The sequence below is a fragment of the Streptomyces sp. NPDC005141 genome, assembly GCF_053599975.1.
Genome location: NZ_JBSFYW010000004.1, coordinates 204,100 through 225,850 on the forward strand (window position 1 = coordinate 204,100; position 21,751 = coordinate 225,850).

The 21,751-nt window shown below is 71.0% G+C and carries 14 protein-coding genes; 6 read left to right on the forward strand and 8 right to left on the reverse strand.

From position 1 onward, the window contains the following. Positions 1 to 28 precede the first annotated feature (28 nt). The gene (locus tag ACWD68_RS05090; protein WP_451805095.1) at positions 29 to 1,528 is read right to left on the reverse strand and encodes a DNA-binding protein NsdB; all 1,500 of its coding nucleotides are present in this window, start codon (positions 1,526 to 1,528) and stop codon (positions 29 to 31) included. A gap of 232 nt (positions 1,529 to 1,760) precedes the next feature. Between ACWD68_RS05090 and ACWD68_RS05095 the strand changes: the two genes are divergently transcribed. From ACWD68_RS05095 to ACWD68_RS05105, 3 genes are all read left to right on the forward strand, one after another. Further along, positions 1,761 to 2,900, forward strand: coding sequence for an aminoglycoside phosphotransferase family protein (locus tag ACWD68_RS05095; protein ID WP_451805096.1), 1,140 nt, complete (start codon positions 1,761 to 1,763; stop codon positions 2,898 to 2,900). 265 nt (positions 2,901 to 3,165) lie between these two features. After that, positions 3,166 to 5,136, forward strand: a complete 1,971-nt coding sequence (locus ACWD68_RS05100; protein WP_451805097.1) for an N-acetylmuramoyl-L-alanine amidase — start codon at positions 3,166 to 3,168, stop codon at positions 5,134 to 5,136. 209 nt (positions 5,137 to 5,345) lie between these two features. After that, positions 5,346 to 7,664 (forward strand): SpoIIE family protein phosphatase, encoded by a 2,319-nt coding sequence (locus ACWD68_RS05105; RefSeq protein WP_451805098.1) that lies wholly within the window; start codon positions 5,346 to 5,348, stop codon positions 7,662 to 7,664. A 21-nt stretch (positions 7,665 to 7,685) separates the two neighbouring features. On the opposite strand, the gene ACWD68_RS05110 is transcribed toward ACWD68_RS05105, so the two are convergent. The 7 genes from ACWD68_RS05110 to ACWD68_RS05140 form a co-directional block, all read right to left on the reverse strand. Continuing rightward, complete coding sequence (locus ACWD68_RS05110) at positions 7,686 to 8,183, reverse strand: hypothetical protein (protein WP_266755403.1); 498 nt, start codon at positions 8,181 to 8,183, stop codon at positions 7,686 to 7,688. An 82-nt stretch (positions 8,184 to 8,265) separates the two neighbouring features. Continuing rightward, a complete protein-coding gene (locus ACWD68_RS05115; RefSeq protein WP_451805099.1) occupies positions 8,266 to 11,157 on the reverse strand; it encodes an AAA family ATPase in 2,892 nt (963 codons plus the stop codon). Between the two features lie 242 nt (positions 11,158 to 11,399). Next, positions 11,400 to 11,642 (reverse strand): DUF397 domain-containing protein, encoded by a 243-nt coding sequence (locus tag ACWD68_RS05120; RefSeq protein WP_451805100.1) that lies wholly within the window; start codon positions 11,640 to 11,642, stop codon positions 11,400 to 11,402. Positions 11,643 to 11,725: 83 nt separating this feature from the next. Further along, complete coding sequence (locus ACWD68_RS05125; RefSeq protein WP_451805101.1) at positions 11,726 to 12,892, reverse strand: thiolase domain-containing protein; 1,167 nt, start codon at positions 12,890 to 12,892, stop codon at positions 11,726 to 11,728. Then, positions 12,889 to 13,944, reverse strand: coding sequence for a thiolase domain-containing protein (locus ACWD68_RS05130; RefSeq protein WP_451805102.1), 1,056 nt, complete (start codon positions 13,942 to 13,944; stop codon positions 12,889 to 12,891). The genes ACWD68_RS05125 and ACWD68_RS05130 overlap by 4 nt, the downstream gene beginning before the upstream one ends. After that, positions 13,945 to 14,886 carry a Zn-ribbon domain-containing OB-fold protein gene (locus ACWD68_RS05135; protein ID WP_451805103.1) on the reverse strand — a complete coding sequence of 314 codons (942 nt, stop codon included), beginning with the start codon at positions 14,884 to 14,886 and terminating at the stop codon, positions 13,945 to 13,947. A gap of 78 nt (positions 14,887 to 14,964) precedes the next feature. Next, complete coding sequence (locus tag ACWD68_RS05140) at positions 14,965 to 15,765, reverse strand: crotonase/enoyl-CoA hydratase family protein (RefSeq protein WP_451805104.1); 801 nt, start codon at positions 15,763 to 15,765, stop codon at positions 14,965 to 14,967. A gap of 196 nt (positions 15,766 to 15,961) precedes the next feature. Here ACWD68_RS05140 and ACWD68_RS05145 point away from each other — a divergent pair, with 196 nt between their 5' ends. From ACWD68_RS05145 to ACWD68_RS05155, 3 genes are all read left to right on the forward strand, one after another. Further along, positions 15,962 to 17,581 carry an acyl-CoA synthetase gene (locus ACWD68_RS05145; protein WP_451805105.1) on the forward strand — a complete coding sequence of 540 codons (1,620 nt, stop codon included), beginning with the start codon at positions 15,962 to 15,964 and terminating at the stop codon, positions 17,579 to 17,581. 156 nt (positions 17,582 to 17,737) lie between these two features. Then, positions 17,738 to 19,855, forward strand: coding sequence for a sulfatase (locus ACWD68_RS05150; protein ID WP_451805106.1), 2,118 nt, complete (start codon positions 17,738 to 17,740; stop codon positions 19,853 to 19,855). Positions 19,856 to 20,113: 258 nt separating this feature from the next. Next, positions 20,114 to 21,670 (forward strand): oxidoreductase, encoded by a 1,557-nt coding sequence (locus ACWD68_RS05155; protein WP_451805107.1) that lies wholly within the window; start codon positions 20,114 to 20,116, stop codon positions 21,668 to 21,670. Positions 21,671 to 21,751 lie beyond the last annotated feature (81 nt).

Sequence of the window (21,751 nt, forward strand, 5' to 3'; positions counted from 1 at the left end):
CACCGACCCCCGCAGGGGAGCAGGTCCCTCACGCCCGCGCGCTGTTGCCACCCCTGGGCTTCAACGCACCGTTCGGCAGCGCGAGTTTGATCTCCTCACGCAGATCGCTGATCTTCGGATAGCTGGAGTACTGCCCGGTGAGCCGGTACATCTCGCGCAAGCGGTCCCAGGTGCGATGGGAGGAGTTGGACCCCATCGACGTCAGGGCCAGTCGCGCGTAGCGGTCGGCCTGTTCGGGGTCGTCGGCGATGAAGCAGGCCGAGGCGAGGGAGATGTGGTCGAAGATCTTCGACCGCTCCCGGCCCGACTCCCGCAGCTTCAGCGCCTCCTTGGCGTGACGCTGCGCGGTGGCCGCCGCGGCCGGCTCGTGCTCGGCGAGGGTGCGGTAGGCGAGAGCCTGCATGCCGTGCATGTCGGCCTCGTCGAACAACTGCATCCAGCTGGGTGGCGGTACGTCACCGCGGTCGGAGACGAACAGGTCCTCCGCCACACCGAGGGTGCGCCGCATGGCCTGGCCCTTGCCCATGGAGGCCTGCGCCCAGGCCTCGATGGTGTGGAGCATGGCGCGCGTGCGGGGCAGCACCTCCTCGCCGGAACCGGACTTGGCGAGCTTCATCAGGTCGAGCGCGTCGTCGGGCCGGCCCAGGTGCACCATCTGGCGAGCCGCTCGGGAGAGCGCCTCCCCCGCGCGGGGCCGGTCACCGCCTTCTCGGGCCGCGTGGGCGGCGATGACGAAGTACTTCTGAGCCGTGGGCTCCAGGCCGACGTCGTGCGACATCCAGCCCGCGAGGACGGCGAGGTTGGCGGCGACGCCCCACAGGCGCCGCTGGAGATGGTCGGGGTGCCGGTAGGAGAGCATGCCTCCCACTTCATTGAGCTGGCCCACCACGGCCTTGCGTTGCAGCCCGCCACCGCGGGCCGCGTCCCAGGCTCGGAACACCTCGACGGAGCGCTCCAGTTCCTCGATCTCCTGCGACCCGATGGGGGCGGCCTCATAGCGGTCGAACCCGGCGGGGTCGGCGTGCAGGGGGTCCTCGAACTGCGGAGCGTCGGCCGCGAGGGCCGGGTCGTTGCGAAGCCAGTCGTGCATGGCAGGGCTGAGTGCGGAGCCCGCGGCGAGCGCGGCACCCGCGCCCACCAAGCCGCGTCGGTTGAGCATGAGGTCCATTCCCGTGAATTCGGTGAGGACCGCGGCGGTTCGGTCGGGCGCCCACGGCATGCCATCGGGATGTTCGACACTCCCGTCGCCTTGCCGTTTCCCCGTACGCCCGTGCCTGACCAGACCGAGGTCCTCGATGGTCACGACACGGCCGAGACGCTCGGTGAACAGAGCCGCCAGCACCCTCGGCACCGGATCGCGCGGGATCTCTCCCATGTCGATCCACCGCCGCACCCGCGAGGTGTCGGTCGCCAGCTGGGGGTGGCCCATGGCCGCCGCCTGCCGATTGACCAGCCTCGCGAGCTCGCCCTTGGACCAGCCGGCCAGGCCGAACAGGTCCGCCAGGCGGGTGTTGGGTTGTCCGTTCACGTCAAGCCCCCAGGTTCTCGGCTGATTTCGACAGTAACCGCCTGTCAGTTGCTGAGCGACTATTCGCCAGGGTTCGCCAGGGTGCGCCAGATGGTGTGCCAGTGGACGCCGGGTGTCAGGTAGGAACGCGCCACCCCGACCCGGTTGCCAGGGACATTCCCCAGGATGAGCCAGGGCGGCCGGGGCGGGCAGCGCGGCAACTTGCAGGCACACGAAGGGATCTGTTTCGCCCATGTACACAGCATCGTCCTCCGTGTCCGCTCCGCCCCGGTCGTTGCACCCCCGCCCGGTGGGCAGCGGCCCCTACCTCGACCCCGCGCGTCAGGCGGCCCCCGTGCTCGGTGCCGGCCGGACGCGGCGCGTGCCGGGGCTCGGCACTCAACCGCTCAGCGGGAGACTCGACTTGTCCGGCCCTCAGGGCGCCCAGCTGCGCACGGCGATCGCGTCGGTGCACCGGATCTGTCCGGAGTTCGCTCCGGTCCAGGTGCTGCGCCGCAGCGGACGCTCCGTACTCCTCGTCGGCACGACGGGGCGCAGTACGGCCGTCGCCAAGTGTTTACTGGACCACTCCCCCGTCTGGGCCGAGCGGATCCGGCATGAAATAGCGGCCTACCGCTCGTTCGTCCGGCACCGCCCGCCGGTTCGGGTGCCCCGGTTGATCGCAGCGGATCCGGACAACTGCACTCTGGTGATCGAGCGCATGCCGGGCCGGGTGGCCGCGCTCCACCGGCATCCGGCCGAGGCCCCGCCCCGCGCGGACATCCGCGCCGCGCTGGGCGCCATCTGCCGGCTGAACGCGTGGCGGCCGCCGGCGGGGACCTTCAACGCCCCGCTGGACTACGCCGAACGGATCTCCCGCTTCCATGAGCTGGGGTTGCTCACGGACCGGGACATGGGTGATCTGCAGAAGCTGGTGCACGGCATCGCGGCTTCGTCCGGCCGCCAGGGCATGGGCCAGTTCTGCCACGGCGACGCCCTCCTGTCGAACGTCCTTCTCTCACCGGCCGGTCCAGTGCTGGTGGATTGGGAGCACGCGGGGTGGTATCTGCCGGGCTACGACCTGGCGACGCTGTGGGCGGTCCTCGGTGACGCTCCCGTGGCGCGCCGTCAGATCAGTCAGCTCGCACAGTCGGCCGGCCCGGCCGCACGGGACGCCTTCCTGGTGAACCTGATGATCGTACTGACCCGGGAGATCCGTACGTACGAGACGGCCGTGCAGCGTTCCCTGCACGACGCGGCCCCGGCGGCACCGGGCCCGGCCCACCCGGCTGCCGCGCCGTCCGGCGAGGAACAGCGGCTGCTGCTGAGGCGGCTGCACGACGACTGCCAAATGGCCCGGCGGGCCGTTCGCGCGGCGGTCGGAACTCGCTGAAGGGGACGGAGGTCCGCGGTGGCGCCGAGACACCGGCGCACCGTGGACCTCCGTCATGTCCGGGCACCGCCGTTCGGAGGCATTGGTCCACTCCACTGACGCCTCGCAGGCCGGGAGGCCACCGCCACGAAACCCCCTTCGCCCCGCCCTGACATGGGAAATCGCCTGCCTCTGGGCATGATTGACGGATCGTCGGAGAGCCGATAGCACTGACGCGTTCGGCCCTCGCACGCCCCACCGCGCCCGACCGTCCCAGGAGGCTGCATTGCACTGGTCCGTCACCGAACCCAAGGGCACCACCGGGCACAGACGCGCGCGCAGGACCGCGGGAGCCGTCGCCTCGGCGGCGCTGCTGCTGCCCCTGCTCGGCGCGGCCCCTTCGAGCTCCGCCGGGGATCCTCCCGCGACCGGGTTGCAGCGGGCCTTCGCCGCCGCGGCCACCGAATACCGGGTACCGCAGAGCGTGTTGCTCGCGGTGTCCTATCTGCAGTCCCGCTGGGACGCGCACGCCGGTGCCCCGAGCGTCAGCGGCGGCTACGGTCCGATGCACCTGACCGACGCCCGGACGGCGATCGCCGGAGCTCCACACCACGGCGACGGCACGGAGGACGCCCGCGGCGACAGCTCGCGCCCCGCCCTGCTGCCCGACACGAAGGCGCCGGCGGACTCCGAACTCCCGGCCCGGCTCAAGACGTTGACGAAGGCGGCCGACCTCACCGGCCTGCCTGCGGAGCGGCTGCGCACCGACGCGGCGGCGAACGTCGCGGGCGGCGCCGCACTCCTCGCCGCCGCACAGCGGGACCTCGGCGAGCCCCTGAGCGACGACGCCGCCGACTGGTACGGGGCGGTGGCGCGTTTCTCGGGAGCGGACGACATCGCCACCGCGGCGACCTACGCCGACGACGTGTACGAGGTACTGCGGGCCGGTGAGGAACGCACCACCGACGCCGGTCAGCGGGTGAAGCTCGCCGCCCAGCCCGGGCTGAGCCCCGACACCGCGCCGCTCGGCGGCGCGGGACTGCGGACGGCCTCCGCCGAGGGCACGGAGTGCCCGAGGACGGTGTCCTGCGAATGGATCCCGGCCCCGTACGAGGAGTTCGGCGAGGGCGACTACGGCAACCACGACCTGGGCGACCGGCCCGTCGCGCAGAGCATCAAGTACATCGTCATCCATGACACGGAAGGGACCTGGGACGGTGTGCTGAACCTCGTCCAGGACCCGACCTATGTGTCGTGGAACTACACCCTGCGGTCGACCGACGGGCACATCGCCCAGCATGTGAAAGCCAAGGACGTGGCCTGGCACGCGGGCAACTGGTACATCAACGCGAAGTCGATCGGCCTGGAGCACGAGGGCTTCCTCGCCGCGCCCGATGCCTGGTACACCGAGGAGATGTACCGGGCGTCGGCGCGCCTGGTGAGGTACCTCTCCAGGAAGTACGACATCCCGCTGGACCGGCAGCACATCCTCGGGCACGACAATGTGCCGGGCCCCACGACCTCCACGATTCCGGGCATGCACACCGACCCGGGCCCGTACTGGGACTGGCAGCACTACTTCACCCTCCTCGGGCACCCCTTCCACCGCACGCTCGGCAAGGGAGGCGGCCTGCTGACCGTCCTGCCCGACTTCGACGCGAACCAGCCGGTGTACACGGGCTGCGTCGCCAAGGGCGAGCCCTGCGCCGCGCACGGCTCCAGCGAGGTACGGCTCTACTCCCAGCCGGACGAGAGCTCGCCGCTCGTCCGGGACATCGGCCTGTACCCGAAGGGCGACGCCTCGACGACCGGCGTGAACGACGTCGGCTCGCGCGTGTCCACCGGACAGCGGTACGCGCTCGCCGGACGGGACGGCGACTGGACGGCGATCTGGTACCTGGGCGAGAAGGCCTGGTTCAAGAACCCGAGGAAGCAGCCGACGGCGGTGAGCGCGTCGGGTCTCGCCGTGACGCCCAAGGAGGGTCTGGCGGAGGTCCCCGTGTACGGAAGGGCGTACCCGGAGAAGGAGGCGTACCCGGCGGGCGTGCCCGTCCAGACCGTCTCGCCCCTGCCGTACAAGGTGCTCACGGGCCAGCGGTACGCGGCCGGTGACAAGGTGCCCGGCGAGTACTTCTACGCGCCGACCTTCGACACGACACCGCACAAGGTCGTGATCGGTACGGATCAGTACTACGAGATCCAGTTCGGGCACCGGGTGGCGTTCGTGCGGGCCGCGGACGTGGACCTGGTTCATTAGCACATCCGGTGGTCCGGGGCCGGGTCCGCGCGGAGCGGGCCCGGTTTCCGCCCGTCGGTGATGACAATGACACGGGCAATCGACCAGGGAAAGTGCCGCCGAGAACAGGTTCGACCGCTGTAGGGCCAGTTAACGACATGTAACCGCGCCCCCGGTTTCCGTGCGGTGGGATGGGCCGAATCACGGTAATCGGCACATCTGGGGCGGGCATGGGCGACTTTGTCAAAGAGACTTCAACGCGGCCCGCCGATGTGGCGGACCAACGGCGATGCCGGTGCGGTGGCGAACCGCGCGACGGCGCACCGGCGGGCGCCGAGGAAAGGTTTCGGGGTCTGCTGGAGGCGGCACCGGACGCCATGGTCATCGTCGACGACACCGGCGTCATCAGACTCGTCAACGCCCAGACCGAAGCCCTCTTCGGATACCAGCGCGAGGAACTCCTCGGCCACCCGGTCGAACTCCTCGTACCCGGCCGCTTCCGCGCCCACCACCACCGTCACCGCGACGGCTACGCCGACAACCGCCAGGTCCGCCCGATGGGCGCGGAACTCGAACTCCACGGCCTGCGCAAGGACGGCATCGAATTCCCCGTCGAGATCAGTCTCAGCCCGCTCGAAACGGCCGACGGTCTCCTCGTCTCCGCCGCCGTCCGCGACGTCAGCGACCGCAAGGCCGCCGAGGAAAGGTTCCGGGGTCTGCTGGAGGCGGCACCGGACGCCATGGTCATCGTCGACGACACCGGCGTCATCAGACTCGTCAACGCCCAGACCGAAGCCCTCTTCGGATACCAGCGCGAGGAACTCCTCGGCCACCCGGTCGAACTCCTCGTACCCGGCCGCTTCCGCGCCCACCACCACCGTCACCGCGACGGCTACGCCGACAACCGCCAGGTCCGCCCGATGGGCGCGGAACTCGAACTCCACGGCCTGCGCAAGGACGGCACCGAATTCCCCGTCGAGATCAGTCTCAGCCCGCTCGAAACGGCCGACGGTCTCCTCGTCTCCGCCGCCGTCCGCGACGTCAGCGACCGCAAGCGCGCCGAGGCCCGGATCAACGAACTGGCCGGGCTGGTGGAGTCCTCACAGGACGCGATCCTCGCCAAGACCCTGGACGGCCACATCACGTACTGGAACGCGGCGGCCCAGCGGCTCTACGGATACACGCGGGCCGAGGTGATGGGCAAGCACGTGTCGCTGCTCGCCACCACCGAGCGGCGGGCCGAGATCGACAGCCTGCTGGACCGGCTGCGCAGCGGTGAGAAGGTCGAGCACTTCGAGACGCTGCGACTGACCCGCTCGGGCTCCTTGCTGGACGTGGACATCACCCTGTGGCCCACCCGCGAGCCGGACGGCTCGGTCATCGGTGCCTGCGCCATCGTCCGGGACATCAGCGACCGCAAGAAGGCCGAGGCGGAGCTGACCTTCCTCTATGAGCAGCAGCGGCACATCGCCCTCACGCTCCAGCGCAGCCTCATGGGCACCCCGCCCGCCATTCCCGGTCTGACCACCGCGAGCCGCTACCGGCCCGCCACGCAGGGAGCCGGGGTGGGCGGCGACTGGTTCGATCTGATCCCGCTGGGAGCCGGCCGGGTCGGTGTCCTGATCGGCGATGTGATGGGCCGCGGTCTGGACGCCGCCGCCGTAATGGGTCAGTTGCGGTCGGCCGCGCACGCCCTGGCCAAGACCGGTATGCAGCCCCGCCAGCTGATGCAGGCCCTGGAGGCCGTCGTCGGCGACCTGGACGTCCCCGACCAGCTCGTGACCTGCTGCTATCTGGTGATCTCCGCCGACGCGGGCGAGGTGACGGTCTGCTCCGCCGGGCATCTGCCGACGCTGGTGGCCACACCCGGCGCCGTTGCCCGGCCGCTCCCCGCACCCGTGAACGCGCCCCTCGGTGTCGGCGACGTCCTCTACGAGCAGGTGACCTCGGTGATACCGGCGGGGGCGACGCTCGTCCTGTACACCGACGGTCTCATCGAGACGCCCGGCAGTGACATCGAGGACCAGCTCGCCCAGCTCACCGCGACGCTCGGGGACCTGTTCACCACCGCGCCCGATCTGGAGGAGGCCGCCGACCATGTACTGACGGCCCTGCTGCCGGACGCCGACGGGCACAACGACGATGTCACCCTGCTGCTCACCCGACTGCCCGACGGGCCCCTCGCCACCATCAGCACCGACCTGCCCGCGGCTCCCGAATCGGTGCCGGAGGGCCGCGCCTTCCTCGGCAAGGCCATGACCTCATGGGACTGCGGGCCCGCCGCGGACGACGCCCGGCTCCTCCTCTCCGAGATCCTCACCAACGCCGTCCAGCACGCCCAGGGACCCATCGGTCTGCATCTGTGCCGCACCGCCACCGATCTGACCGTGGAGGTCAGCGATCACAGCCCGCATCTGCCACAGCCGCGGACGGCGACCGAGGACGAGGAGTCGGGACGGGGCCTGATCCTGGTCCGCACGCTCGCCGACGACTGGGGCGTACGTCCCACCGACGCGGGCAAGACCACGTGGTTCACCCTCAAACTGTGACGCCGGGACAGGCGTTCGGCCTCAGCCCTGCTGGAAGAGTTCCGCCGGGAGCGGCTTGAGCAAGGCGTACAGGTCGTCCGTGATCGGACGGTCCCAGGCGGCGATGGTCACCAGGACGTTGTCGCTGCGGTCGAACTGGACGCAGGAGATACGGGTCTCGGAGAGCTTCAGCCGGCGCACGATCAGCAGGTTGTCGCCCTGCATCACCGGCATGTCCTCGGTGCCGGTGACCGTGCACTCCTCGTCGTTCTCCAGCGCGATCAGCAGCTGGGCCACCTCGAAGGGGACCTCGCCCTCGGCGACGTCACGGGCCGGCGAGCCCTCCGGCAGGTTGCCGATGATCATCGCGGGACCGCGGCCGCCGAAGAGGTCGTAGCGCAGGAAGACACCCTGGCAGCTGCCGTCGGGAGCGGGCAGCAGGCCCGCGCCGAGATTGCCGGGCCAGTCGCCCGGATCCATGGCCAGAACGTCGAAGTCGGGCCCGGCGGGCGTAGCGCTGCGGCGGCGGAGGAAGGACATGCCGCAATGGTACGTGCACGGGCGCGTGCCAGGCCCCGCGGGCGCCGACCGCGGGCGGGCCGGGAGACCGGCCCGCCCGCGGTCAGGAAGTGGCCAGTTCCCCCAGCGCCGCCGCCAGCCCTCTGCGGTCCGTGCCGACCTTGCGGTAGACCGCCGACAGGAGCCGCGCGACCGCGTGCTCGTCGATGTTCAGTTCCTCCGCGATCTGGGCCGGCGTCCGGTCCCGCGCGGTGAGTGCGGCGGCGGTGCGCTCGCGGGCGGTCAGGGTGTCCGTCTCGGCGCTGTGCAGGCGTCGCGGCCGCAGCCCCGCCGCCGCCAGCTCGTCGCGGGCCTCTTCGATCAGCCCGTCGGCACCGCACTGGACGGCCGCGTCGAGGCCGCGGTAGAGGTGTTCGGCGGCTTCCTTGGGGCGTCCGGCGCGGCGCAGTTCGGTGCCCAGGGCGACCAGGGCACAGGCCAGTTCGTAGGCGGCCGGGGAGCGCTCCAGATGGCTGACGGACTCTTCGAGGAGTTCGACGCGGTCCGGGCCCGGGGAGACCGCGGCGGCGGCGCGCAGGGCCTGGCCGATCGCGGAGGGGGTGCCGTACTGGCGGGCGCGGTTCACCGCTTCGAGTGCCGTGCCGATGGCGCGCTCCGGGGTGTCGTGGCTCTCGGCGCGGGCGAGGTGGAGCTGCCAGGGGCACCATGCGGGGTTGCGCATGCCGCGCGGGTCGAGACGGCGGCCGGCGGACGCGAGCTCGATGGCGGCGTCCTTGGTGAGGCCGCGGGCGAGCAGGAGTTCGCCGTACACGGTCTGGGCGTCCGGGAAGGTCACGGCGGCCGGGAAAGGCGCGCAGAACGCGTACTCCTCGCCGGTCCGCGCGGCCTCCTCGACCCTGCCGCGGGCGAGGAGGACCTGGATGAGGGTGCCCACCGCGTACCAGTGGACGGGGGTACCGGGTCCGACGCGCTCGGCGAGCCTGAGGCCGGCGCGGACGAAGTCCTCGGCTTCGGCGAGACGGCCGCGGCGGAAGCGCACGTAACCGAGGATCGTGTAGCCGAAGGAGAGGTGGGCTCCGTGCCAGCCCTGGGCTTCGAAGTCGGCGATTCCGGTGGCGAAGAGTTCCTCGGTGCGGCCCGGCCGGTCGGCGTACATGAAGGTCATGGCGACCAGGACCGGGACCTCGAAGCCGCGGTCGGCCTCGGCCCAGCCGAGGCCGCCGGCCAGGGCCCGTTCGGCGTGGTGCAGGGCGATGTGGGCGGGTTCGCCGCGCAGGGTGGCGTCCCAGGCGCGCAGCCCGATGACATAGCGCTCGGTGAGGTCGTGGCCGGTGAGCCGGTCGGCGAGGCGGGCCAGCCGGCGGGAGCGGACGGGCGAGTCGGGTTCGTCGGCGCGGAAGGCGTCCCACATGAACTGCTCGGACTGCATGCGCAGCCGGACCCGGGCGTCGCCGGTGACCGGGATCTCGCGCGCGAGGGTCTCGGAGGCCTCGGCGAGGCGGTCACTGTGCGCGAGAACCTGGGAGAGGCGGTAGACGATGTTGTGGCGCAGCTCCGGGTCGGTGATGGGCTCCTCGAGGGCGGCGCGCAGGTGGTTGACCGTGGTCGCCGGTTCGGTGAGCAGGGACGCGCAGCCCAGTTCGTACAAAACGGCGGCGCGGTCCTCGAAGGGCGGCGGTTCGCGCAGGGCGCGGGCGAGGTAGCGGCGGGCCGCGTCGGGGGCTCCGGCGCGCTGGGTCTCGCGGGCCGCGGCGCGCAGCTGCTGGACGATCCAGCTGTCGCCGTCGGGGTGGGTCTCCATGAGGTGACGGGCGGCGGCGGCCGGACCGAGGCCTTCGTTGATCACACACCAGGCGGCCTGGCCGTGCAGGGCGACGCGGACGCTGCCGGGGATGTCGCGGTAGACGGCGGTGGCGATCAGCGGGTGGACGAATTCGAGGGGGTCGGCTCCGGTGAGGATGCGGGCGGTACGCAGGGCGTCCGCCGCGTCGGCGGCTTCCTCGGAGCCGAGGCCCGCGACGGCGGCGGCGAGCGTCGGATGGATCTCCGTGCCGAGTACGGCGCAGGCCCAGGCGAAGCGGACGGTCGCGGTGCCGAGGCGTTCGAGGCGGGCGATCAGGCCGCTGCCCTTGACGGCGGCGGCGAGGTCGCGCAGGAGGTGCGCTCCGTCCTCGGTCGGGGTGAGGCCGCGGTCACGGACCTTGGCGGTCAGCTCGACGGCTTCGAAGGGGTTGCCCGCGGTGACCGCCCAGCACTCGCGGCAGAACGCGTCGTCGGCCTGGGTGCCGAGGTCCTCGCGGACGAGCCGGGCGACGGCCGCCGCGCTGAGCGGTTCGAGGCCGAGGGGGCGCTGTCCCGCGCGTCCGGGCAGACCTCTGAACGCCTCGGCGTGTTCGGGGAGTTCATCGGGGCGGTAGGCGACGACGAGCAGCAGCGGGAGTTGTTCGGCGCGTGGCGCGAACGCGGCGAGCCAGCTGAGGGATTCGGCGTCGGCCCAGTGCGCGTCGTCCAGGACGAGCACCATCGGGGCGCGCTGCACGGCGAGGTGGGTGAGCACCCAGTCGAGGCCGGCGCGCAGGCCCTGCTGGTCGGGCGGGGCACCCTCGGACGGCGCGCAGAGGCCGAGCGCGGGACCGACGATCGCGTACCAACTGCCCAGGGACGCGCGGAGTTCGGCCTCGGAGAAACCCGCGAGCTGCGGCTGCAGGAGCTGACGGGCGACATGGAAGGCGACACGCTGCTCCTGCTCTCCGCCGCGCGCGCTCAGCACGGTGCAGCCCTTGGCGGCGGAGCGCCTGCGGACTTCCGTGAGGACGGTCGTCTTGCCGATTCCGGCGCGTCCGGCGAAGGCGAGGAGCGCGCCGCGGGAGCGGCCCGGTGGTTCGCCGACTTCCCGGCGCAGGCCGACGAGGTCGCTCAACGCCTCGTCGACGGCGGACAGTTCACTCTCGCGCTCGAAGAGCGTCCGACGGCTGCGCAGGCTGCGTTGCCCCATGATCACCCCCTGTCACGATCGCACGTCCGCGCGGGGAGCGGATGCGCACCGTGACCTCCAGGCACCTCAGCGTACGCCCCGATCATCCACGGGGCAGCCCGTTCGAGCGCTCCTGGTCAGAACGTCGTCATGACAGCGTGTCCGCGAAGGACCGGCCGGTGACGGGCTGCTCGGGCACGGCGCGTCGAACCACCGCCCCTCCCCGCTCGGGGGCGGGGCGGGAGGGCCCGGCGGTCGTCGGTTCAGGTCAGGTCGAACTCGCCCTCGCGGGCTCCCGATACGAACGCCCCCCACTCCGCGGGTGTGAAGATCAAGGAAGGGCTCTGCGGGCGGCCACTGTTGCGCATCGCGATGAAACCCTCGACAAAAGCGATCTGGACGTCCCCCCGCCCTCGGCTGCTGGACTGCCATTCGGCCTTGCTGAGGTCCAGCTCAGGCTTGTCCCAGCCCGCGAACGGGTGTTGCTCGATGGTGCTTTCGGCCACGTCCGTGCTCCTCCCGGTTCGTCGTCCGCGGCCAGCCTAGCGATCGGTCCCGGTGGCGGACAGGCCACGTGAGGGGGACGGCCTCAGGAGGCGGGCGGCGCGGCGCCGACCAGCCACATGGAGAAGAACTGGGATCCGCCGCCGTAGGCGTGGCCGAGCACCCTGCGAGCCCCGTCGACCTGGTGCTCTCCGGCCTGGCCGCGCACCTGGAGTGCCGCTTCGGCGAAGCGGATCATGCCGGAGGCGCCGATCGGATTGGTGGAGAGGACCCCGCCCGACATGTTGACGGGGAGATCGCCCTCCAGTTCGGTCACCCCCGACTCGGTGAGCTTCCACCCCTCGCCCTCCTCGGCGAAGCCGAGGTTCTCCAGCCACATCGGCTCGTACCAGGAGAAGGGCACGTACATCTCGACGGCGTCGATGTCGCGGCGGGGATCGGCTATGCCCGCCTGGCGGTACACGTCCGCCGCGCAGTCCTTGCCGGCCTGCGGGGACACGAAGTCCTTGCCGGCGAAGAGGGTCGGTTCGCTGCGCATCGCGCCGCCGTGCAGCCAGGCGGGCGGGCGCGGTGAACGGGCCGCTCCCGCGCGGTCGGTGAGGATCATCGCGCAGGCTCCGTCGGAGGAGGGGCAGGTCTCCGAGTAGCGGATCGGGTCCCACAGCATGGGCGAGGCCTGGACCTTCTCCAGGGTGATGTCGTGCTCGTGGAGGTGCGCGTAGGGGTTCTTCAGCGCGTTGCGCCGGTCCTTGTACGCGACGAGCGAGCCGACGGTGTCGGGAGCGCCGGTGCGCCGCATGTAGGCGCGCACATGCGGTGCGAAGAAGCCGCCGGCGCCGGCGAGCAGCGGCTGCTGGAAGGGGATGGGCAGGGACAGGCCCCACATGGCGTTGGACTCGGACTGCTTCTCGTAGGCCAGGGTCAGGACGGTGCCGTGGACCCGGCCCGCGACGAGGTTCGTGGCGACGAGGGCCGTGGACCCGCCGACCGAGCCCGCCGTGTGCACCCGCAGCATCGGTTTGCCGACGGCGCCGAGCGCGTCGGCGAGGTACAGCTCGGGCATCATGACGCCCTCGAAGAAGTCGGGCGCCTTGCCGATGACCACGGCGTCGATGTCGGACCACGTCAACTCGGCGTCTTCCAGCGCTCGTTGCGCGGCCTCGCGGACGAGTCCCGCGATGGACACGTCCCGCCGCGCCGCCACGTGCTTGGTCTGGCCGATGCCTACGACGGCCACGGGCTCCTTGCTCATCGGGCATCCCCTTCGAGTACGGCGACCAGGTTCTGTTGGAGGCAGGGGCCCGAGGTCGCGTGGGCGAGCGCCCGGTCGGACTCCCCGCGGTGGACGCGAGCGGCGGCCTCGCCGATTCGGATGAGTCCGGCCGCCATGATCGGGTTGGCGGCGAGCGCGCCACCCGACGGGTTGACGCACACGCTGTCGTCGAGCCGCAGCGCCTTGCGCAGGATCACTTCCTGGGAGGTGAAGGGGGCGTGCAACTCGGCTGTGTCGACGGGGAGTTCGAAGGCTCCGGCTCGTTCGGCTGCCAGTCGGGCGGACGGCGAATCGGTCAGGTCGCGGACGCCGAGCGAGTGTGCCTCGATGCGGTGGTCGATGCCCCGGATCCAGGCGGGCCGCTCGCACAGGTCACGCGCCCGGTCGCCCGCGGCGAGGATCACGGCGGCGGCGCCGTCGCCGATGGGCGGGCAGTCGCCGGTACGCAGGGGGCGTACGAGATAGTCGCCCTGCGGCACCGAACCCCTCAGCTGGGCATGGGTGTTGGCCGTCGCAGAGGCGCGGCTGCGGGCGGCGACCGAGGCGAGCGCCAGTTCGTCGGTGTCGCCAGCGTCGATGAGCGCCTGTGCCTGGAGCGCGGCGAGGGCGACCGAGTCGGGCCACAGCGGGGCCAGGTAGTACGGGTCCAGCTGCCGGGTCAGCACGTCGCGCACGGAACCGGGCGACGACTTGCCGTAGGCGTACACGAGCGCGGTGTCGGCGTCGCCGGTCAGCAGTTTGGTCCACGCCTCGTACAGCGCCCAGGCGCCGTCCATCTCGACGTGCGACTCGGAGATCGGCGGCCAGGCGCCGACGCCGTCGAGCGCCATGGTGAAGGAGAAGGCGCGGCCCGCGAGGTAGTCCGTGGAGCCGGAGCAGGTGAAGCCGATGTCGCTGGTCTGCAGGCCCGTCCGGTCGAGGACGCCGTGCAGGACCGGGATGAGCATCTCGACCTCGGAGAGCTCGTCGGAGGTGCGCCGGTGATCGGTCTGCCCGAACGCGACGACGGCGATGTCCCTGATGGGCCGCATCTACAGCATCTCCTTGTACGTCTCGTAGTCCGCGTCGGGTTCCCCGGTGGGCCGGTAGTGGTCCGGATGGCGGCCGCCCTCCGTCCACACGGGCTCCACGCGCAGGCCCATCCGGACCTCGTCGTAGGGGATGCCGCCGATCCGGCCGTGCAGCGCGAGGCCGGCTCCGTCGAGGGCGATGTGCGCGTAGACGTAGGGCACTTCGATGTCGACGTTCTTCGCCTTGATGTTGACGATGCAGTACGTGGTGACGGTGCCGCGCGGTCCGACCTCGACCTGTTCGGAGGTGGCCACGCCGCAGGTGGGGCACGCTCCCTTGGGCGGGACGTACACCTTGTGGCAGGACGGGCAGCGTTCGCCGACGGTCCGCCGCCCGGCGAGGCTCGCGATGTAGGCGGACTGGGCGCGGCCCGGCGAGTAGACGTAGTCGAGCCGTGCGGGGGCGACGATTCCGGTGACCATGTCCTCGAACCGGCCGTCGTGGCCCGTGAGTTCGCCCACCGCGCCGTCGTGGGGCTCGAAGCAGGCGATGTCGGTGATCGCGCCGGAGCGTTCGCGGGCCCAGCGGACGCGGACGCGCATCCCGGTGCGAACGGCGTCGGGGCCGGGGGCGTCGAGGGCGTGCAGCAGGCCGGTGTCGGCTCCGTCGAGCTGGACCAGGACCCAGGCGAAGGGTGTGTCGAGGGGCTGGCCGCGGCGGGGTTCGTGGTTCCAGGCCCAGGTCGTGACGGTCCCGGTGGGGGCGACCTCGACGAGGTCGCGTATCTCCTCGGCGGTGACGGGGTCGTACTCGACGGGCGGGACGAGTGTGCGGCCGTCGGCGGTCCGTACCCCGAGGACGACCTGCTCGCGCAGGCCCGTGAGGAAGGCGCTCTGCACGGGTCCGAGCGAGCGGGTGAAGGGGAATTCGACGACGAGGGGGGCTTTGAGGACTTCGGGCATCCCGGATCTCTCCTTCCGAGGGCCGGACGCGCCGCGTCCGCGGAGCGGGTCGGACACGTCCGGGCGCGGGCACGTGGGTCAGGCGCGCCGGTAGACCGGCGGGCGCTTCTCGGCGAAGGCCCGGGAGCCCTCCTTGGCGTCGGCGGTGTCGAAGACCGGCCAGCCGCGCCGCAGTTCGGCTGCCAGGCCGTCGGTCTCGGTCAGTTCGGCGGTCTCGTAGACGGACGCCTTGACGGCCTCGACGGCGAGCGGGCCGCAGTCGTTGATCTGCTCGGCGACGGCGAGGGCCTTGTCGAGCGCGGTGCCGTCGGGCACGACATGGCCGATCAGGCCGATCCCCGCGGCCTCTTCGGCGGAGTACGGGCGTCCCGTGAGGAGCATTTCGAGGGCGTGGGTGCGCGGGATCTGGCGTTGCAGCCGGACCGTCGAGCCACCGATCGGGAAGAGTCCGCGCCTGACCTCGAAGAGCCCGAAGGTCGCGGAGGCTCCGGCGACCCGGATGTCGGTGCCCTGGAGGATCTCGGTGCCGCCCGCGACGCAGTACCCCTCGACGGCCGCGATCACCGGTTTGCGGGGGCGGTGGTGGCGCAGCATGGCCTTCCAGTGCAGATCGGGGTCGGCCTTGAGCCGGTCCCGGTACTGCTCGCCCTCCATGCCCTTTCCGGCCAGCGCCTTGAGGTCCATCCCGGCGCAGAAGGCACCGCCCGCGCCGGTGAGCACGATCGAGCGGATCGCGTCGTCCTCGTCGGCCTCGACCCAGCCGTCGTACAGACCGACCAGCATCGGCAGCGAGAGCGCGTTCTTGGCCTCGGGCCTGTTGAGCGTGAGCACCAGTGTGGCGCCTTCGCGCTGCACGGTGAGGTGTTCCGTTCCACCCATTGCCGTCCTCCCGTCTCAGGAACGAGAACAGGTTGCAGGAGGCGTCGAGCCAGTACAAGGGTTTTCTGACAGACAGTCAGATTTCTTGTGCCGGGGCCCTTCCCAGTTGGGTCGGGCTTTGCTCTGATGACCGTCGGGCCCGGGGCGGACACGCCCCGGGGCGCCCGGCCACGGACGTGCACGGTCAGGAGGAACGGTGGAGTACAACCTTGCCGACCTGTTCGAGTCGGTCGTCGACGTGGTCCCGGACCGCGAGGCACTCGTGTACATCGACCACCCCGGCACGGGCGCGGAGCGCCGCCTGACGTACGCCCAGCTGGACGCGGCGGCGAACCGCGTCGCGCACCACCTGATCGACAGCGGGATCCGCCCGGGCGAGCACCTCGGCCTCCACCTCTACAACGGCATCGAGTACGTCCAGACCGTGCTGGCCTGCCTGAAGGCGCGTCTCGTACCGGTCAACGTCAACTACCGCTATGTGGAAGAAGAGTTGGCCTACCTCTACCAGGACGCGGATCTGGCGGCACTGGTCTTCGACGCGGAGTTCACCGAGCGGGTGGCGGCGGCGCGGCCACGCGCCCCGCGGCTGCGGCACCTCGTCCGGGTGGGCACCCCGGCGTCGGGAGCGGTCGCGCCGGACGTGGTGGATTTCGCCGACGCCGAGACGTCGGGCGCGTCCGGGCGCGGCTTCTCCGCACGTTCCGCCGACGACCAGTTCATCATCTACACCGGCGGCACGACGGGGATGCCCAAGGGAGTGATGTGGCGGCAGGAGGACCTGTTCTTCGCCGGCCTGGGCGGGGGCGCGCCGACCGGCGATCCGGTCACGCGGCCGGAGGAGCTCGCCGAGCGCGTCGCGGCCGGCGGGGCGGGGATCACCTTCTTCCCCACTCCCCCGCTGATGCACGGCACCTCGACGCTCACCGCGTTCATCGCCTTCAACTTCGGCCAACGTGTGGTCATCCACCGCAAGTTCGCGCCCGAGGAGGTCCTGCGGACGATCGAGAAGGAGCAGGTGACCAGCGTGTCGCTGGTCGGCGACGCGATGCTGCGACCACTGATCGACGCGCTGAACGGTCCCTTGAAGGGCACGGACTGTTCCGCCCTGTTCAGCGTGTCCTCGTCCGGCGCGATCATGTCGGACACCGTGCGCGAACAGTTCCAGGCGCTCGTCCCGAACGTGATGCTGCTCAACAACTTCGGCTCCTCGGAGTCCGGCTTCAACGGGACCGCGACCGCTGATTCCGGCCCCGAGCGAGGCTTCCGAATCCGGGTGAACTCCCGTACGCAGGTGGTGGATCCGGTCACCCACGAGCCGGTGGCGGTCGGCGAGCCGGGGCGGGTCGCGCAGCGCGGCCACGTACCCCTCGGCTACTACAACGACCCCAAGAAGACCGCCGAGACCTTCTTCCAGAAGGGCGACGAGCGCTGGGTGCTCCTCGGAGACATGGCCACGGTCGACGAGGAGGGGATCGTCACCGTCCTCGGCCGCGGCTCGCAGTGCATCAACACCGGCGGCGAGAAGGTCTACCCCGAAGAGGTCGAACAGGCCCTCAAGTCGCATCCGGACGTGTACGACGCGCTGGTCGCCGGAGTGCCCGACCCCAAGTGGGGCAACCACGTGGCGGCCGTCGTCCAGCTCCGGGAAGGCGCGCCGTCGCCGTCGCTCGACGACATCCAGACGCACTGCCGCACCCACCTCGCGGGCTACAAGATCCCGCGCCGGCTCGTCATCGCCGACTCCATCCAGCGTTCCCCGAGCGGCAAGGCGGACTACCGCTGGGCCCGGTCGGTCGCCGCGAACGCGACGCACTGAGCGGAACACTCGTCGCCCGGCGTACTCTTTGCCCGCGATTGACCCTCGCGGCTGAACGATGGGTGAAGATCAGCCGTACGGATGATGGCACACCTGCCTTGCCCCGGGGCGTGTCCGTCGTGTCATCGCGGGGCTTCGTACGGAAGGACCATCGGCGTGTCGCACATCACGCGCTCCAGTCAACTGCCGGAACAACCGGAGAGGGAGACGGAGCCGCATCCGGACGCCGTCAAGGCGACGGGAACGCCCTCTGATGCGGAGCCCGAGACCGGACCGGCGCCCGGCCCGGCCACCCCGGAAGCCGACACGGCCGCGCGAACGGACGACACGGAAACCGACGGCACCGTGGGTACGGAGGACACCGAAACCGACGGCACCGTGGGTACGGACACCCCGGAAACCGATGGGACCGCGGGTGCGGACGCCCCGCAATCGGACGAGACCGTGGGCGCGGACGCGGATGCCGACACGGCTGCGCCAGCTGATGCCGACGGGGGCGACGGCCGCTCGGAGAAGGCCGATACCGATGCCGATGCCGATACCGATACCGATACCGACGGGAGCGTCGGCATCCCCGAGAAGGCCGCAGGTCAGCGGGGCGGCCTGCGGGGGCGGCTGGCCAAGTACCCCCGTGCGGCGCGGACCGTGACCGTCGGGACGACGGTCCTCGCCGCCGCACTCGTGCTCTTCGGCCTCCTTGTACCGAACAAGCTCGAACGCCTCGAATTCGGCGCCTTCGTGCGCATCCCGGCGGAGGGTGTCCTCCTCGCGGCCCTGCTGCTGGCGCTGCCGCCGAAGCCGCGGCGCATCACGTCGTACGTCGTGGGAGCGCTGCTCGGCCTGGTGACCATCCTCAAGTTCGTCGACATGGGGTTCTACTCGGTCATGGCCCGGCCGTTCGACCTGGTCCTGGACTGGATCCTGTTCGAGAACGCCGCGGACTGGGTGAAGGAGTCGTTCGGCCGCTCCGGTGAGATCTTCGCCCTGATCGCGGTCGTCGTGCTCGTCATCGCCCTGCTCGTCCTCATGACGCTCGCGGTCGCACGGCTGACCGACGTCATGGTTCGCCACCGGCCCGTCGCCACCCGCACCACCCTGGTCCTCGGCACCGCCTGGATCACCTGTGTGACGCTCGGCGTGCAGTTCACCGACGTACCCGTGGCATCCCAGCTGAACGCCACGATCGTCCAGAACCGGGTGGACCAGGTGCAGGCGAGCCTCCACGACGGCCAGATCTTCGCGAAGCAGGCGTCCGTCGACGCCTTCGCCGACACCCCCTCCGATCAGCTGCTGACCGGACTGCGCGGCAAGGACGTCCTGTTCACCTTCATCGAGAGCTACGGACGTACGGCCATCGACGACCCGGCGATGTCCCAGGAGATCGGCTCGGTCCTCGCCGAGGGGACCAGCTCGCTGAAGGCGGCCGGATTCGCCTCACGCAGCGGCTGGCTGCGCTCGCCCGTGACGGGCGCCGGCAGCTGGCTGGCCCACTCCACCTTCCTCTCCGGGCTGTGGATCAAGAACCAGCAGCGTTACCGGAGTCTGACCACGAGCGACCGCAACACGCTCTCGAAGTACTTCCAGAAGACCGGCGCCTGGGACACCGTCGGCATCGTGCCGGGTGTCCGCCGCGCATGGCCGGAGGGCAAGTTCTTCGGCCTCGACCGCATCTACGACTCCGAGCACCTCGGCTACAACGGCCCGTACTTCAGCTGGACGCCCGTGCCCGACCAGTTCAGCCTGGGGGCCTTCGAACGCCTGGAGCACGGCAAGAAGAACCGCAAGCCGATGATGGCCGAGATCATCCTCGCCTCCAGCCACAACCCCTGGGCGCCGATCGCCCACATGATCGACTGGAACGACCTCGGCGACGGCTCGGTCTACAACCAGATCAAGAAGGAGGGCAAGGACCCCAAGGAGGTCTGGAAGAACCCGGAGAGCGTACGCAGGGAGTACCGGAACGCCATCGAGTACTCGCTGCACAGCCTTACCGAGTACGTCGAGAAGTACGGCGACAAGAACACCGTGCTCGTCTTCCTCGGCGACCACCAGCCCGTACCGACCGTCACGGCCGGAAGCACGAGCCGGGATGTGCCCGTCGCGATCGTCGCGAAGGACCCGAAGGTGCTGGACAGGATCTCCGACTGGGGCTGGACGGACGGCCTCAAGCCCGCCAAGAACGCGCCGGAGTGGCGCATGGACACCTTCCGCGACCGCTTCATGACGGCGTACGGCCCGAACCCCGGCTCCGCCGCGCCGACTTCGGCACCCTGACCGCCCCGCGGCCGGCCGGGCGCCGTCACCGACCTGCCGGGCGTCCTTCTCCCGAGCAGCCAAAGCCCCGGCCCCGACGCGGCATCGGCGGTGCCCGCGGCCTCCACGGCCGCGGGCCCGCCGCACCCCTCCACAGCCCGCCGCACCCTGGTGGCACCCGGCCCGGGACCTCCTGACGGATTCGACGGAACGGACCGCGCTCCGATCCGCGTACGGCGAGGCGGGACGAGCGCGAAGGAAGATCACTACTCTTCGTGGGTGCTCTCCTATGACGACTTGACTTCACCGGAGCGTGAGCTGTGGGACGCGTTTCCCGAGGGACGCCTTGTGGACCTGCGCACGGGTGTGCCCGAGGACGACCGTGTCGACGGTGGGGTGCAGTGGGGCCCCGACAGGACGGTTCGGGCAGCCGTGATCGCGGCGCTCCTCCTGGGCGCGAACACCACACAACCGGGCGCCGTCGCGTGTCTGAGGCTCGCCGGGGCCCGCATATCGGGTCACCTCGGCTTGGCCGGAGCGCAGATCGCTCACGCCCTCTGGATCGAGGACTGCTGGTTCGCGGAGCGGGTGGACCTCTCCGGAGCGTCAGCGAAGTCGATCGCGGTCGTGGGCAGTCGAGTGCCGGGCGTGGAAGCCGGCTTGATCCGTATCGAGGGGCGCTTGGACCTGCGGCGCTCTCGTCTGGAATGCGGTCCTCCCTCGCCCCTTCACCGCAGGGTCACCGCCTTGTCGCTGATCAACGCCCACGTGAGCGGTGCCGTGAACCTCAACGGCGCTGAGGTCATCGCACCGGAGGAGTGGGCGGTGTCAGCCGGCGGACTGGTCGCGGAGGGTGGCCTCTACTGCGTCGACGAATTCGTCGCGCACGGTGAAGTCCGGCTCATGGGCGCTCAGTTGCCCGGCGGACTGCACATGCGAGGCGCGCTGCTGGAACACCCCGGCCGGCATGGAGTGGCACTCGCCCTGGACAATGCCGTCGCCTCGACGCTCGACTTCTCCGACGGGTTCACCGCGAACGGGACCGTACGGCTGCGGGGTACCCGCGTCTCGGACAACCTGACCTTCGAAGGAGCCGTCCTGAACGGGCCGCCCGACGGCCACGGCCCGTCGCTGGTCGCCCTGCTGATGCAAGCCGTCGACTTCGACTTCACCCTCGCCCGGCCACCGTCCGGAGCCGTGGACCTGCGGGGCGCGCAGGTTTCCTACCTCCACGACAGCGCACACAGCTGGCCGGACGTGGTGGAACTGGACGGCTTCCTCTACGCCTCCATCAAGGTGGACGAGGCGGGCGAGCGGCGGGAGGCGGTGGGGCGGCGGGACTCCGTGGCGCACCGTGTGGCGTGGATACGGCGCGGCTCGGGCTACAACCCCCAGCCCTACGAGCAGTTGGCGAGCTGGTACCGGAAGGCCGGCCACGACGATGACGCCCGTCGCGTGCTCCTGGCCAAACAGCGCCACCGGCGTCGGACCCTGCCCCGGGCATCGCGCGCGTGGGGGCATCTGCTCGACGTGACCGTCGGCTACGGCTACCGTCCCTGGCTGGCCGGCATCTGGCTCCTCGCGCTGGCCTTGCTGGGCACACTGTCCTTCGGCGCCGGCTCCCCCGACCCGGTCCAGCGGGGCGAAGGTGCCCGATTCCAGCCCCTCATCTACACGCTCGACCTCCTGGTCCCCTTCGGTGGCCTGGGTCAGCGCACGGCCTGGTCCTGGCCCAACGACAGCCTCCAGTGGCTGGCCTATCTGCTGATCGCAGTCGGCTGGGTGCTGACGACCGCCGTCATCGCGGGTGTGACCCGCACCCTGCAGAAGAACTAGCGGCCGGCAGCCGGATTCAGGCGTCGCAGACGGATCACGACGGGCGCGCGCTCCCGCATGCGCCCGTCCTGAAACCGCGTC